14 protein-coding genes and 1 pseudogene are annotated in these 14902 nt (G+C 43.2%); 11 read left to right on the top strand and 4 right to left on the bottom strand.

Annotation, left to right across the window (positions count from 1 at the left end; genetic code table 11):
* Positions 1–59: 59 nt before the first annotated feature.
* Genes PY091_RS16300 through PY091_RS16290 form a run of 3 tightly spaced genes read right to left on the bottom strand, consistent with a single transcriptional unit; the run spans position 60 to position 1497 of the window.
* Positions 60–935 carry a helix-turn-helix domain-containing protein gene (locus PY091_RS16300; RefSeq protein WP_166247283.1) on the bottom strand — a complete coding sequence of 292 codons (876 nt, stop codon included), beginning with the start codon at positions 933–935 and terminating at the stop codon, positions 60–62.
* A 5-nt stretch (positions 936–940) separates the two neighbouring features.
* Positions 941–1201: a hypothetical protein gene (locus PY091_RS16295; protein ID WP_166247284.1), complete on the bottom strand. Its 261-nt coding sequence runs from the start codon at positions 1199–1201 to the stop codon at positions 941–943.
* Positions 1201–1497, bottom strand: coding sequence for a hypothetical protein (locus tag PY091_RS16290; protein ID WP_166247285.1), 297 nt, complete (start codon positions 1495–1497; stop codon positions 1201–1203). The genes PY091_RS16295 and PY091_RS16290 overlap by 1 nt, the downstream gene beginning before the upstream one ends.
* A gap of 338 nt (positions 1498–1835) precedes the next feature.
* Here PY091_RS16290 and PY091_RS16285 point away from each other — a divergent pair, with 338 nt between their 5' ends.
* Positions 1836–3521, top strand: coding sequence for an AraC family transcriptional regulator (locus PY091_RS16285; RefSeq protein WP_166247286.1), 1686 nt, complete (start codon positions 1836–1838; stop codon positions 3519–3521).
* 346 nt (positions 3522–3867) lie between these two features.
* Positions 3868–4071: a hypothetical protein gene (locus PY091_RS18725; protein ID WP_166247287.1), complete on the top strand. Its 204-nt coding sequence runs from the start codon at positions 3868–3870 to the stop codon at positions 4069–4071.
* A gap of 126 nt (positions 4072–4197) precedes the next feature.
* On the opposite strand, the pseudogene PY091_RS16280 reads toward PY091_RS18725, so the two are convergent.
* Positions 4198–4613: pseudogene (locus PY091_RS16280) on the bottom strand (integrase core domain-containing protein); the annotation flags it as partial.
* A gap of 342 nt (positions 4614–4955) precedes the next feature.
* Here PY091_RS16280 and PY091_RS16275 point away from each other — a divergent pair.
* The 9 genes from PY091_RS16275 to PY091_RS16235 all read left to right on the top strand — a co-directional run bounded on the left by PY091_RS16275 (position 4956) and on the right by PY091_RS16235 (position 14879).
* On the top strand, positions 4956–6479 hold the full coding sequence (locus PY091_RS16275; protein ID WP_166247290.1) for a PcfJ domain-containing protein: 1524 nt from the start codon (positions 4956–4958) through the stop codon (positions 6477–6479).
* A gap of 60 nt (positions 6480–6539) precedes the next feature.
* On the top strand, positions 6540–7376 hold the full coding sequence (locus PY091_RS16270; protein WP_166247291.1) for a M48 family metallopeptidase: 837 nt from the start codon (positions 6540–6542) through the stop codon (positions 7374–7376).
* A gap of 5 nt (positions 7377–7381) precedes the next feature.
* Positions 7382–9724 carry an FHA domain-containing protein gene (locus PY091_RS16265; RefSeq protein ID WP_166247292.1) on the top strand — a complete coding sequence of 781 codons (2343 nt, stop codon included), beginning with the start codon at positions 7382–7384 and terminating at the stop codon, positions 9722–9724.
* The gene (locus PY091_RS16260; RefSeq protein ID WP_166247293.1) at positions 9721–10590 is read left to right on the top strand and encodes an LEA/WHy family protein; all 870 of its coding nucleotides are present in this window, start codon (positions 9721–9723) and stop codon (positions 10588–10590) included. The genes PY091_RS16265 and PY091_RS16260 overlap by 4 nt, the downstream gene beginning before the upstream one ends.
* Before the next feature lie 17 nt (positions 10591–10607).
* The gene (locus PY091_RS16255) at positions 10608–11171 is read left to right on the top strand and encodes an RNA polymerase sigma factor (protein WP_166247294.1); all 564 of its coding nucleotides are present in this window, start codon (positions 10608–10610) and stop codon (positions 11169–11171) included.
* A gap of 1 nt (position 11172) precedes the next feature.
* Positions 11173–12411, top strand: a complete 1239-nt coding sequence (locus PY091_RS16250) for a hypothetical protein (RefSeq protein WP_166247295.1) — start codon at positions 11173–11175, stop codon at positions 12409–12411.
* Positions 12412–12417: 6 nt separating this feature from the next.
* Positions 12418–13524: a WG repeat-containing protein gene (locus PY091_RS16245; RefSeq protein WP_166247296.1), complete on the top strand. Its 1107-nt coding sequence runs from the start codon at positions 12418–12420 to the stop codon at positions 13522–13524.
* A gap of 154 nt (positions 13525–13678) precedes the next feature.
* Positions 13679–14101, top strand: coding sequence for a hypothetical protein (locus PY091_RS16240; RefSeq protein ID WP_166247297.1), 423 nt, complete (start codon positions 13679–13681; stop codon positions 14099–14101).
* Between the two features lie 4 nt (positions 14102–14105).
* Positions 14106–14879 (top strand): tetratricopeptide repeat protein, encoded by a 774-nt coding sequence (locus PY091_RS16235; protein ID WP_166247298.1) that lies wholly within the window; start codon positions 14106–14108, stop codon positions 14877–14879.
* Positions 14880–14902: the final 23 nt, after the last annotated feature.

Here is a 14902-nt window from a genome sequence, read left to right as displayed (position 1 = left end):
GGTCATTGCGACCAAAACGAGGCTTCACTGGAATTCACCGACCCCACCTTGTTTTGATATTATCTTGGGTCATTTGGGCTCTTCCGGTGCTGTTTACGGTAGGATGTTGGGGATACGGATGCATTGCGCTTAAAGAACTTACTGAACGCATAGGCGGTGTTGAACCCGAGCAGATAGGCAATTTCCTTGATGGATCTCGGGCCGTTTAACAGTACTTTGGCCTCTTGCGTCAAGAGCTGCTGGATATGGTCCTTGGCCGTTCGGCCCGTATTCTTTTTGATGACCCTGGAGAGGTGGTCCGGTGTAACCCGAAGACGCTTGGCATAAAAACCTACTTGGTGCTGAGAGCTGTAATGGCGGGCGAGCAATTCCATAAATTGCAATACCAAAAAATGTCCGGCGGTGTGCATGATAGATGTCACAGGTTTTTCTTTTTGAATCAAACGGTCCAGTTCCCACAATAGCATATGGAGTCCATAGCGAAGGACAATTCCATGGACAGGGGAGGGAGTAGTAGGATGGATCTTGGCCTTGAGGATTACGAAGAGTTTCAACAACCAATGCAGTTCTTTGGTTTTAAGGTCCAAGGTACGGGGCTGTCGCTCCCAATACTTAAATAAGCTCATGGGCAATGCCCTGGAGGTATCTACATGAATCTGTTTTGAATCAAGGCCAACAATGCCCATTTCAATAGGGGAAAGGGATTGCTGGAGGAACCAATTTCTCCCTTGGGGCAGTAAAAGGAGTCGGCCAGGATAAAGCATCCGGGCGACTTGCTCAATTACTATTTGGATCCGCCCTTTTTTGACAAGAAACAGCAGGGCGTGCAGCCTGCCAAATTGGGTATGTACCGTACTTACTTGCTTGCTCTCCTTGATAAAAAGGATAACCAGCCCCGCTACCGGTTGCTTTCCATGGCTATCTGACCGTCCCAAAAGGTTCAGCGTTCTCCGATATCCATGAGCTTTGAAAACAATGTGCTGAGCGTTAGGAATAGGTTGCACAGCACACTGATGAACAAGAGCAGGGCCGGTTTTCCGGGATGAACACGTCTTGTGATACCTTCCGGATTAAAATGATCCACCAGTTGATCGTAACCGAACAGCTTAATGACAATCCAAATGGCACAGAGGTTGATGGCCATTAGGGTCACGGGCCAAAGGAGCTGCCATTTTCGTTGTGCACGGTCACGGGATTCCATCAGTTTTCCAGGCTAAAGGGTTCGGCCTCTGGCATGGGAGCAATGGAATCGAAATCGAGATTGGTCCGTTGTCGTATGAGAACCTGTGGGTTCCCAACTGCGTTGGGGATCGACAGGTCCCAGTCCTCATCTTCGATGACGGGGTCGGTGTCATGGGCCATTGGTTGCAGTGGCAACTGTTGTTTTGATGGTGAGGCGAGGCTATCCCCTAGTGGATAGTCGTCATAAAGGGTATCGGGCGTGCAGGCCACAAGTGTTGCCATGGCTAGTGCAAAGGTGTAAATGGAATGTTTCATTGTAATGGATTTTAATTGACCAATATTTGAATCGGTCCATGCTCACCCGGGTAATCTGAACCTTGTTGACCGCCGATGGTACGGAAGCCTTAAGGATTGAATTCGATGTAAAACTAGGGGTGATTCGGGTATCCGTGCAAGGGCTTGTTCGGTGATTTCCCGAAAAGGGCAGATGGTTTTCCTGAAATCGTCATGGTGGATTTTTAACAAGTATGTAAGTAAAAACGTACGTTTTATAGTATCTTAGGGAAATCCCGCTTTCATTTTTCATACTGGTAAAGAGCAGTAGGTACCAAAAGGATGGCAGTAGGATGGTTCCCCCGTATATTTTTATTGCCATGCAGCAACCGATGATTGGAAAACTGATCGTTTCCCTGTTCCTCATGGGCATGGGCACCCTATGGGCCCAAGATCCTACGGGACAGGTCGATTCCCTATTGGGACTGGAATATTATGTGCTGTTTGAACGGATCAGAAGCTCAGGGAAGGATACTATAGCCCGCGGTAGTTATCTGAAGGCCTATCTGGAGAAGGCCAAGAAAGAAAACAATGCCACCCAGTGGGTGCAAGGCTATAAAAACTACCTTCACCGTTCTTCTGGCAAGGCCAGGCTCGCGTATGCGGACAGTATGGTTTCCACCGCCAAATCCGTCATGGACACTGCCTTGATCGGCTCCACTTATCTCACCAAGGGAATTGTGTTCTACAGCGAAAAAGAGTACAAACGGGCCTTGGAGAATTACCTCTTGGCCGATGAGTACCTGGCCCGTATCGATGATGCCTACCTGCACCATAAGCTTCAGTACAATATCGCCCTGGTCAAATACTACACCGAGCATTATGATGAGGCGGTCGTTTTGCTCAACAAGGGACTAGGGTATTTTAAGGAGCACAGTGTGCCCGGTTACCTCAATTCCCTGTTGCTCCTCGGGCGTTGTCACCAGCAGATGGAAAATTATGGCCTGAGCCGTAAGGTCAATACCTTGGGGATGGAAGAGGGGCAACGGCTGGAATTTCACAGCTTGGACAGGTATTTTGTACAGTCCGAGGGCATCAATTATGCCCTTCAGGGCGACTATCCCATGGCGATAAAGTATCTGGACAGCGGTCTACAGTTGATACGGTACAAGGGCAACGATTTTGCCAATGAGGTATTGACCGGGTTTTACTTGGGACGCTGCCATTGGGCATCGGGACAACGGGAAAGGGCGGTGAGATATTTTAAGCAGGTGGATACGGTCTTTATGGAGCGGAACTATATCAAGGCTGAACTGCTGGGAGCCTTTAGTTACCTAGCGGAATACTACGGAGCCCAAGATAGACCTGATCTTCAGTTGGCCTATCTGAACAGGCATATTTCGGCCATTGATTTTTTACGGGAACAGCACCAATACCTGGATGATAGGGTCAAGCATGGTTATGACCTAAAAAGTATCCAACGGGAAAAACAACACATTCTCGGGATGTTAAGCGTCAGGGAGAGACAGAAAAACATCGGTGTTGGGGTAGTGGTACTATTGTCCATCCTGATGCTTTGGTTGGCTTGGCACTACCGACGTACCCGAAAGCTGTACCAAAAAAGGTTTGAGGCCATCCTTGCCGGGGAAAACCCACCTGCCCGTAAGCCGGAAAAAATCCATAGTGTTCCATCACATCCTTTGGATATATCCCGGGAGAAGATAGATGCCGTATTGGTCCGTCTGGAACGTTTTGAAGTCCGTCGGGATTTTCTCGACCCCAAAATGTCCGCGGGTAAACTGGCGGTCCTGGTCGAAGTGAACGGAAAGTACCTGTCCCAGATCATTACCCACTATAAGGGAAAACGGGTAACAGAATACATCAATGATCTTAGGGTGGACCATATCATTGAACAAATGAAAATAGATCAAAAGCTGGCCCGTTATAGCAATCGTTCCCTTGCCGGGGAAGCGGGCTTCAATAGTGAACGCACCTTTATCAAGGCCTTTAAATCCCGGGTGGGCATTACCCCGATGTTCTTTATGGAGCGGTTAAGGACAAAATAAAACAAGGGGTGGTAGGGCATTGAATATCAATGCTTATTAGGCCTAACCCTGACAGCGGGCCATAATACTTTAGTTGTTTCTTGGGCGTGTCCCTAGGGACCGGGCTTTCCGTTGCAAGGCCTGATGGCAAGGATTCAGGGCTTTTCACTGCAATCCCTCACGCGATGGAGGTTGGGAAAATTGTGTTGCCGAACAGTTGCTGCCTGCCAGCAAGAGGATTACCATACCAAATCAGTCCAAATAAATTCATATAAATTTGTTTATCAGTATGTTACTTGATTTTGAGTTCATTTAAGTTCAAATAAAATCAGCTATTTGCGTGCAAATTTTTTTACCTTTGATTAGGATGAATACCAATATAAAACTTTCTTTAGATACGCATAGGAAGAAAAAAGATGCTATTATTTTACGATTAACTCATTTTCGAAAAACAACTTCCATAAGCCTAGGTCAATCTATAAAAAAGGAATTTTGGGATAATAAAAATGAGAAATTAAAAAGAGCATTCAAAGGCACTTCATCATTTAGTAAGCTAAATATCAACTCTTAAAAGAAAAGACCAGAGGGGTCGATATAATTAATGAGCTGAACGAAAAGGACGAGCTTAATTTTTTATCCATTTTACAGCTTATAAAGAAAATGGACTTGCAACAAAAAAGTGGACAACAGATAAGAGTCATGCCGCTGATTTTTGGTTATACATTTCGTTTTCAAATTCCTCTATGGTTTTATAGTCCAATGTCGAGTGTATCCTCCTTCTATTGTACCAGATCTCTATCCACTGGAGTATCGATAGTTCCGCTTCGGACCTGAAGCCATAATTTTGATGGTACACCCATTCGACCTTCAAGCTCTTAAAGAAAGATTCCGCCACTGCATTGTCCCAGCAATCCCTTTTCTGCTCATTGACTGTACCACTGTACCATTATGTTCTTTTAGGATATCGGTAAACTCGTAATTGGAATATTGCGAGCCCCTATCGGAATGGAAAATAAGCCTGTCCGTGATATCCTTCGACCTTACCGCCATCTTCCAAGCGGGAATTATGGTTTCTGTAGTCCCCAAGGTCTTGCCCATCGACCAGTTATCAACAATAAGACTAGTGGGAATTTGAATACGGGTGCTTTAAAAAAGGTAGATTTTGGTGTTCGGAAGTTTCCTTTTTTAATACATCAAACAGAAAGCCAAACATTTTTTGGAAAAAACCATTCTAAAATTCGATCTATTTTATGATACTCACGAATATCAATAAAAACGTGTAAATCAATGAAAATAAACAAAATAAATCATCCCTTTAAACACTGGATTTAAAATACCATTAAGAATACTGTCAAACCAATAAATTTCGTTCAATCTGCTTCCAAACAAACTTTAATGATGACATTACATTAATTTAGTTATATACTACTAGAGGTTAATCAAAAGCATTCTAAAATGGGCCGTAAGTTTTACAAAAAACCCCACAACTGGCGTTGGCAACGATTTTATGGATTGAAGAATTCCCAGACTTCTTTGGAGGAAGAACTGGAACAATACCATTTAGACAAATCTGGAGGCCATGTCCATGATATGTACTGGAACAACCTAAGGGACCCTTTGGCCGCTTTGAATGGTTATATTCCCGGTTTCCACTGTTGTGTTGATTGCTATTATAGCGACATTGGAATGGGAAGCCAAGAGGATATCTGCGAATACAATTATCAAAGGGTGTACGAGAAGGTCATCAGCCGGGAAAGGACGGTTCAGAAGTTAAATGTCGGCGATAAGCTGCCTTGGGATTCAAGTCTACAAAAACTTCAAAAGACCTTGGTGCCGGGAAACCAAATCGAGGAAAGACTGCACTCCTATTTTAAGGATTTGAATAATCTACCAGACACTATGGACAAGACCGTGGAATGCCTACGAAAAGCGATTGGTGATCTATCAAATATTGAAATAATCAGAAAGGCGGTAGGCCAAGAACATGGGGAGTTTATTGCAAAGTGGTGCAGTTTGTTGTCCCCTTTTTGGTTGAGAGGTCCCGAATCTTGGACACCGGAAAGCGGAAAACACATCCTTGATCACCTTTTCACAGCATACGATGTACCCAGTTTTCTCAATAAACAATGGTTCCCAAATACCAATGGTGGCTTTGAAAGAAATTACATTCCCTTCAAGTGGATATGCTGGCACTTGATTATTGGACAAGGTGGAAGTCTTAAGAACGCGTCAGAATACTTTGGATGGAATATTTCCAATAAATTCCAGCACTTTCTTAAAGACGCACCCAACACCGATTACCCCATGGAATCATGTCTCTATGCAGAAATACGAAGGTTGGGAGGGAACCAACAGGACTTCATGCGCATTATGTACAGTCGTTCACTGGTGATTGACCCGACGGAACGGACGTCCGATGAGGCTTATCGCAGATTTTGGAAAAACACGGTGGTATGGTTGATTAGGAACCGAGAGTCAATAAGCGACGAGGAAAGCAACCTAATAATTGATTGGGCTCTTCATCGATATACTGAAGCGACTCGTAATGGTAATGAAGCGGAATTTACATGGAAAGGGAGGACGGTGAACAACGTGCTCGCGGCCAGCGAGGAATATTTGGCCTCCCGATACTTGCCCTCATGGGTAGGATACCAATGGGAGGGGCATTATTGGGATTGGACCTTTACGGACGGGAAGGACAATATATGGGATTTTGTGGAACTGACCAACGGCAAACAATTGTATGAAGAAGGACGGATTATGCGCCATTGTGTGGGAACCTATGCAGGAAGGTGCGCCTCGGGCACTTCGGCAATTTTCTCCCTGAAAAAGAATGGAAACAGGGCCATTACAATCGAGATAAGTCCAAAGTTCCGCATATTGGTACAGTGCTTGGGCAAAGGCAACAGAAGACCTTCGGAGGAGGAATCCAAAGTGACCAAGCAGTGGTTGTCAAGTGTCTGTAGCAAAGATTTATAGGGAAATTTTCCACTTAAAAGATGACATTTGCTACATTTGGTTATATACCATAAAAACAAGATGAAACCAACCTTTTCCACTCTTCTAGTCATTCTCCTTTTTAAATGGTCCGGTGCACAGGAACTGCCCTTGGATAAACTTGACGAGGCCATAGCCGTCTACACCTCCAAAGTTGAAGATGCAGCCTTGTTGAACAACTGTGGCCATGCATTTGATGGCCCCGCCTTTCTATTGAAACAGGCGGAGAACAATTGGCTTGATTTTGCACTCTATATCAGCAGTAATTCCAAAAGCTCCATCGGCAGGGAAATTTACAGCCGATACGTCTTGTTGGGCCAATTGGACAACACCCATTTTGCCAAGGAAAAGGTCGAGGAAATCCTACAAAAAATCTCAAAGAACGTTTCCCGTAAAGGGATAAACTACAAATTGAGCATACTTAAATCGGATGAAATCAATGCTTTCGCCACTCTTGGTGGCTATCTCTATATCACTACCGGACTATTGGACTTTGTGGATTCCTATGACGAACTGGCCTTCATCATTGGTCATGAGGTTGCCCATGAGGACCGATTGCACACCCAGCGTAAAGTGACCAAGCTCACACTCTCCACTGATCTAGGGGATATGACCCGAATGGAAGGTTTTGCGGAAATAGCTAGTAAAATCAACAAAACACTGGCCCCGCCCTTTGATCAAATTGACGAATATGAGGCCGACAAAGTCGGCTTTGAGCTTGCCAAGGCCGCAGGTTACGATGTGAACCGGTTTGCGGATTTCTTCAAAAAATTGGAGCGATATGAAAAACAGGATTTGCTAAGAAAGCTTACTTCGACACACCCCTTTGCAGAACATAGAAAGAACTGCATACACTCCTACATAGACAACAATAGATAAAAGAGATGTATTTAATTTACAATACGCGGTCGATACCCCTTGAGCCGGGGAAAAAGCTGACCATTGGAAGAAATGGACACGGTGCGGAGATTGAAGTGGACGGTGGAAGGGTCTCCCGGGAGCATGCCCAAATTGAAAGAAGATCAGAAGGGGTCTTTATCATCGACTTGGAGAGTGCCAATGGTACCAAGGTGAACGAAAAACGCTTGCAGCCCAATGTTTGGTCAAGTTTGAAACCAGGGGATATGGTCAATATCGCTTCTTTAACCTTTTACCTTTCCACTGAAAAACCTACCCAAAAAAAGGAACAAGAAGAAATTGAAAGACAAGGTCCATCCGATTTCAAACAAAAAATAATGGCGAAAGGGGTTTTAAAAGTTGGACGCCAAAAAAGTAATGACCTTGTTTTGGAAGACCCTACGGTGACCCGTGAACATGCCCTGCTGTCATATTCCCAGGGAAGTTTTTGGGTTGAGGACCTAGGATCCACCAATAAGACCTATCTAAACGGAAAAGAAGTAAAGACCAAGACAAAGCTGAACGACAGTGATACTATCACCATATCCTTTTACAGCATAACACTTGGTAATGGTCCCAGAGACCTAAGAAAAATCAAAAGTGCCATTATGGCCCGTGCCATCCAAAAAAAATACCCGAACAACAAAATCGGACTCCAAGATATGTCACTGGATATCCATCAATCCAAGTTCGTGGCATTGATGGGTCCCTCAGGTTGCGGAAAATCAACTTTATTAAAATGTCTCAATGGGGAGAATCCCGCCACTTCTGGGGAAGTACTGATTCATGGACTTTCGCTGGCAGAAAATTTTGGCTTAATCAAAAAAAAGATAGGATACGTACCACAGGATGATATTGTCCATAGGGAACTGACCGTTTACAAGACCTTGTTCTATGCCGCCAAATTGCGTTTACCGGATGATACGACCAATGAAGAAATCAATGAAAGAATAGACAAGGTCATCTCCGATCTAAATCTGGACCAAGACAAAGAGAAAGATATTCGGACTATAAAAGTAGGTAGTCTATCTGGCGGTCAACGCAAGCGTGTCTCCATTGCCGTGGAACTTTTGACCGAACCTACCATCCTCTTTTTGGATGAACCCACCTCTCCACTGGATCCTGAAACTATAGAGGGTTTCTTGACCAGCTTAAAAGAATTGGCACACAATGGGACTACTATAGTCATGGTCACCCACAAACCAGAAGACCTCAGTTATGTGGATGAGGTCATATTTCTGGGAGTACAGGGGCATTTGGTCTTTAAAGGATCAGCGGATTTATTGACAGCCCATTTTGAAGTGGGCAATATTGTAGAGGTTTACAGCAAAATGAGCGATTTCGAGGTGGTTGGTAAGTTTTATCAAAAACCGCCCAAGCAAAGTGTGCCTAGGACGATTAACCAGGAAATCAAAAAAGAGCGGAAAGACTCCCATTGGCTGCAATTGTTTTGGTTGATTTCCAGGTATTTCAGAATCAAGGTCAACGACAGGGGGAACCTCGGACTTCTCTTGGCACAACCTGTTATTATAGGTGGGCTTGTTTGTTTGGTCTTTGACAAGTTCCAGATAGGGGTTCTTTTCTTGATGGCCATTTCAGGGATTTGGTTCGGAGTCAGTAATGCCGCCAAGGAAATTGTCGGGGAACTTCCCATTTACAAAAGGGAGCGCATGTTCAATTTGGCCATCAATACATATATTCTTTCCAAATGGGCGGTTCTTGCGCTCATCGCACTGATTCAGACCCTAATTTTTGTGGGCATTGTGTATGTTAACTTTAAGTGGAACTCCCACCCCGACTTTGAAGAGATATTCCTTCGCTCGTTTTGGGGAAGCGCGGCATTCATGTTCTATATCTCCGTTTCGGCGTCACTCATAGGGCTTTGGCTCTCAGCGACCTTCAACAATACTGAAAAGGTGATGACAGTGGTGCCCATTGCATTGATGCCACAGATTATGTTGGCAGGGGTAATGACCAAAATAAACAATATCCTTGTGGAACTGTTGAGCTTTTTCACTTTGGGAAGATGGGGCACCGAGGGATTGGCACGGGTACAGGACGGGGCATCCCCGAATTTGGAAGGCACTGTCGATACCACACAATCCGTAATTGCTACAGTGGCACTGCCCCCTCCTGCCAACGGGGTACGGGATGCCCCTTCCTCAGCCCTTCGAATATTGGACCTTTATAATGAAAAACTGGTGGACCAAGGAAAATTGATAGGAAGTCTCTTTGATGGGTTTGATAGGAACCTTCTGGCCATCGCCATTCTCAGCATGCTTTTTTACCTGCTGATTTTCGTATCACTTAAAAAGAAGGATGCCCTATGAAAATAACAACCGAAATAAAGGCAACAGTCCTGTTTGCCGTCCTTTCTGTCATTATCTCATGTGCCAAGAGACCGGAATTCGTGGCCATCGACAACATTGCCATTTTGAATTCCAAAAATGACACCCTTATGGTAGGGATGGACTACATTGTTTACAACCCAAACAATGTCAGGACAAAATTGCGCCAATCCAGTATGGAAATCTACTATAGGGACTCGTTGGTGGGCAATGGATTCCTAAAGGAACAGATTGCGCTAAATGCAAATGATACCATAGGAATCCCTGTAAGCTGCAAAATAAGCCTAAAAAGGTTAAGCACATTTTATCCCGAACTGCTTACCTCGGACTCTTCGACTTTTGAGCTCAAGGGAAACGGAAAGGTCAGCTTTATGTTGAACTCTTTCAGTATAGGATTGGATGACCAAATTCATCTTAATACCAAAGAAGCTATTCTGACCCAGATTGAGCAAAACTTGGACTATGGTAAAAATTTTAAGTTACGCTCCATATCCAGTGACAAGCTACCTTCTTTAAGAAAAACGCAACTCAGACTCGAAATGGAGGCCATCAACCAAATGCCCATTGCATATCAAATCGATAGTTTGGAGCTGGGCTTTTATCTAGATAAGGCTAAAGAATCCGTAGCACATTGGACGTTGGAAGAACCATATGATCAGAAACCCATGGGGTCACAAATAATTCCTTTACAGGTTACCTTGAACAATCTGGACTTGTTGAAACAAATGAAATTCTCTTGGCTGACCGATCAAAAAGTGAATTTTGTTATTTTGGGGGAGGCACAAGTACTTATAGAGGGGTATAGGTTCAATGTGCCCATAGAAGACCTGCTTGAAATAAGTTTTTAAGAAAGCCTTTTGACCAAATGACTGACCAAGAACTTTTAAGCCAGCTAAAATCAGGTAACGAGGAATGCCTTGGGCAGTTATATGCCCATTTGGGGATGGTAAAAAGCTGGATTTGCAGAAACAATGGGAACGAGGAAGATGCGCTCGATGTGTTCCAAGAAGCGATAATCGTCTTTTACAAGAATGTCATATCGGGAAAATACGAGCAAAGAAGTAAAATAAGCACATACCTGTTTGAAATTTCCAAAAGACAGTGGCTTAACCAACTCAACCGAAGAAAGCGCCACGAGCAACCTAGGGAAGCCAATGGTTTTGAAAGCAAGTTTGAAGAAGAACTGATATATGAGGTTACCCACCGAGGGCCCAGATTAAAGGATTATTTGGGCAGGGCCATGTCACGCTTGGGGGAACCGTGCAAATCCCTTCTGGAAACCGCTATTTTTTTGGGCATGCGCATGGAGGATATCGCCGAAAGGTTCAACTACTCAAGCGCCCGGTCGGCAAGCCAGCAAAAATTAAGATGTCTCAAAAAGCTAAGGTCCAGCATTTCGTACGAGGACATAATCGCTTTAGAACAGTAAAATGATAGAGGATTTAAAGTACATAGCATTGATAGACAAGTACCTTCGAGGTACACTGGCCCCATCGGAAAAAGATGAGGTAGAGGAATTAATGCACCACAATCCCGATTTTGCCAAAGAGGTAAGGGTCTATGAAAAAATATATGAGGGAATAACCAAGAAAGAAAAGGCAGAATTAAAGAACCGCTTACGAAAGTACTATAAAGAGTATCAAGAAAACCAAGAAACTCCAACTTCAGACCGACCAAACGGAAGATATCGAAGACTTTTCATTTATAGTGGGGCAATAGCAGCCTGTTTGATAATCGGTGGGGCCATTTTACTGTTCAATCAGTACGGCCCTTCAACATCAAACACCGAACCCACCGTGGTGGACGTGGATACAACATCCACAATGAAGACCGATTCCATTTTTGATCTGGATGAGGGAAAACTGGTCGAAGAAAACAAGCTAGATAACCCAGATATTGATAGAGTGCAGGATAATGACAATCTGGTCAATCGAGAGAATACCGATGGTTTACAAAAACACGACAGTGTTCAAAATCCCAACACAGAGAGCGAGGTACAATTGGCTATTGGTGGTTACAAAACCCTTCCAAGCAGAGCGGTAAGAAAATATCAATCCTCTAGGTCCCTTTCCTATACTTTTCATGACGGTGTTTTCAAATTGTACGGTCGTCCATTGATGGGGAAATTGGAAGCCCTGTCCCTTAGGATTTTAAAGAACAAGGAATCTGGCTATTTTCTTAAGTATAAAAACGACTACTATGATCTGGAAAAAACAAAACGGAGGTTACCGTTGATAAAGGTTGATGCAAAGCGCAACAACAAGGGGGTGAATACACTTTTCAATAGACCCATTAAATCAGTTCCATCCCAAGAAGAGGTAACCGTGAACATTGTTGGCGTCCAAAATGCTTCAACTGTCCTATCGGAATTGTTGGTTAGGTTTGATAATGACAATAGTGGAGAACAAACATATTTTTTCAATAAAGAAGAACGGCAGTTGGAACTTATAATCCAAGCCGATCTGGATTTGGAAAAGGCAATGGTATACCGTGTGGAAGAAGCTGGACGATATTACTATTACCTGGTCCAGGACAGTCAAATTTATGCTTTGGATGAAGATGCAAAAGATGCGACGCCCTTAGTTACCGTTGATATTACCACGAACAGATTGGCACGCCTTTTTATAACAAGGGAACCCATAAAAACAGTAGTTTACGAAGAAAGATAAATGGGAATGGAAAAAAGAGACAAAATCCTTGCCCCGGCTCTCGTTCGCGGAAAATGGGGATATATCAATAAAGCGTGCGATTTTGAAATACCGCTCCAATTTGATAGGGCCTTTGGTTTTTATGAAGGCTTAGCGAAGGTAGTGCTTGGAGAAAAATGCGGCTTCATAAATACTGTGGGAGAATTCGTGATTCCTCCCATTTTTGACATAGATGGTTCCTATAATTTTTTTAATGATGGTTTTGTCAAGTTAAAACTAGAAGAGAAGTCCTTCATAGCAAATACAGATGGAGAAGAAATCGACGTAAATAAATTTGAAGAAATTTATGGGTTTTCAGAAGGTCTGGCCGCGGTCAAAACAAATGGAAAATGGGGATACATCAATAAACTTGGCGAAATGGTCATACCCCCAAAGTATAGCACTACCTACGAATTTCAAGAAGGTTTGGCCGAAGTCGAATTAAATGGGAAATGGGGCTACATCGACAAAATAGGTAACGAGATCATTTCTTTAAAGTATACCGATGCCTCGGAATTTTCAGAAGGTTTGGCCCGTGTAGAATTTGGAAACGGTTATGGTTTTATAGACAAGAGGGGCAATGAAACAATTCCTGGCAAATATGAGCATGCCAGTATATTTTCTGAGGGCAGGGTTGCCGTGGCGAAAGATAAATATTGGGGATATCTTGATGCCCAAGGAAATCCCATTACTGAATTTAAATATAATGAGGAACCCCCATTCCATTATGTGCTCAATGAACCCCAAGCTTTTTCTGAAGGCCTGGCAGCGGTTCAATTCAGTAACAAATATGGTTTCATCAATAGAGATGGAATCGAGGTCATACCATTCAAGTTTTCTATGACTCATGGTTTTAAAGACGGGTTTGCTTTCGTTGTAAATTCCCTTGGAGGCTTTATAAATAGTTATGGGGACGAGGTAGTTCCTTTAAGGTACTGGGAAGCCAAAAGGTTTTCCTACGGTTTGGCCCCGGTCAAATTTGAAAAAAAATGGGGCGCGGTCAATACCGACGGCGAAGAAGTCATTCCTATAAGCCTTGATTATTTGGGAATTTTCAGAAAATGCAGCTCACCCTTTGAACGGATAAAAGAATAGAAGTCGTAAAAAAAAGATGATATTTTCATTTTATGGTTATACATGTATGTAAACATGAACCAAACAGAAGATGAAGACCTTAAATTACATAAGCTTTAAATTACCCCCACTTTTATTGATTATTTCCTTCCTATTCTGGTTCCTAATATCAGGGATGAAACATGGATACTCCCAAAATGCACAAGAACAACGGTCAGTCATAGGATTTCACTGCTCTTTTTTCGGCAGACCAACAAAGTTGGTTTTGGAAATGGAGTTGGCCATAAAAAGATCGGAACATGAAAAGATCCGTGAGCTGCTTTTCTCGAATGATACCGGAAAAAGATATTTGGCGGTAGTGCTATGTGAGGCATTGGAAGAACAAAAAGTTATCAAATTGACCAATTTGGAGAAAGTCTACGTTAAAGGTCTCTATGATTCGGAAAGCGAGGTATCGTTTTGTGCTGGTTGTGCATTTTTCGAATCGCACAGTTTTAGGGACTTGCTCGGAGAGCATACCCGGTTTGGTGAAGAAGCCAGGAAATGGGCTTTCAAAAAAGTAAGTAGATCAAACTCTAATTATAACCATCAAAACTGAAATAATGAAAAAATTTGTTTTGATAGTATTCTTAATGGCCCTCGTTCCAAACATAGCCATGGCCAAAAGGGTCAGGGGTCTTTTCGGAAAAAGCGAACGCATAGAAAAAATTATGGATGTTGACATAAAGGGTTCGAATGGGGAAGATCTTTATTTAGGATATAAGACCACTTCCCAATTCTTCTTTATGGGAGTCTACATAAAGGATGATGGCTACGTTTTGGGCATTAAAGGAAAGTTTGGATCGTACTATCCACTGGATAACCAACAACTTTTATCCTTTCAAGAAAACGGTAGTCTCCCGAATCCTCTGCCGTCTTACGAAATACCATTTACGGATTGGCTATGGGGTTTTTCTCTTTGGATATTAATGGTAATATTGGCGGTGATTTGGTTCTTTCCAAAAAGCGGAAAGTCCCTTTATGAAAGGGGTTGTACATACTATTTTGGAAAAAATGTCAAAGTAGACTATTCCAAGGCTTTTGCATACTTTCAAAAATCGGCAAAAAAGAAATATGCCCCGGCGATATTCAATTTGGGAATCATGCACCTCAAGGGCCAGGGAGTGCCCAAAGACAATCAGAAAGCCGTTCCGCTATTTGAACAAGCATCGGATATAGGAAACACCAATGCAAATGTGACATTGGGCAACCTCTACTATGAAGGGGTGGAAATTCCGAAAGACTTGGGCAAGGCAAAGGTATGGTTCAACAAAGCTTGTGGACAAGGCCATGATGGGGCATGCAAAATGGTGGCTCATATCCAAGAACAACATTGATTTTTAGTACATTTAGGAAACGA

The organism is Flagellimonas okinawensis (assembly GCF_029194005.1).
Taxonomy (GTDB): Bacteria; Bacteroidota; Bacteroidia; order Flavobacteriales; family Flavobacteriaceae; genus Flagellimonas; species Flagellimonas okinawensis.
This window is presented reverse-complemented; position numbering and strand designations above follow the sequence as displayed.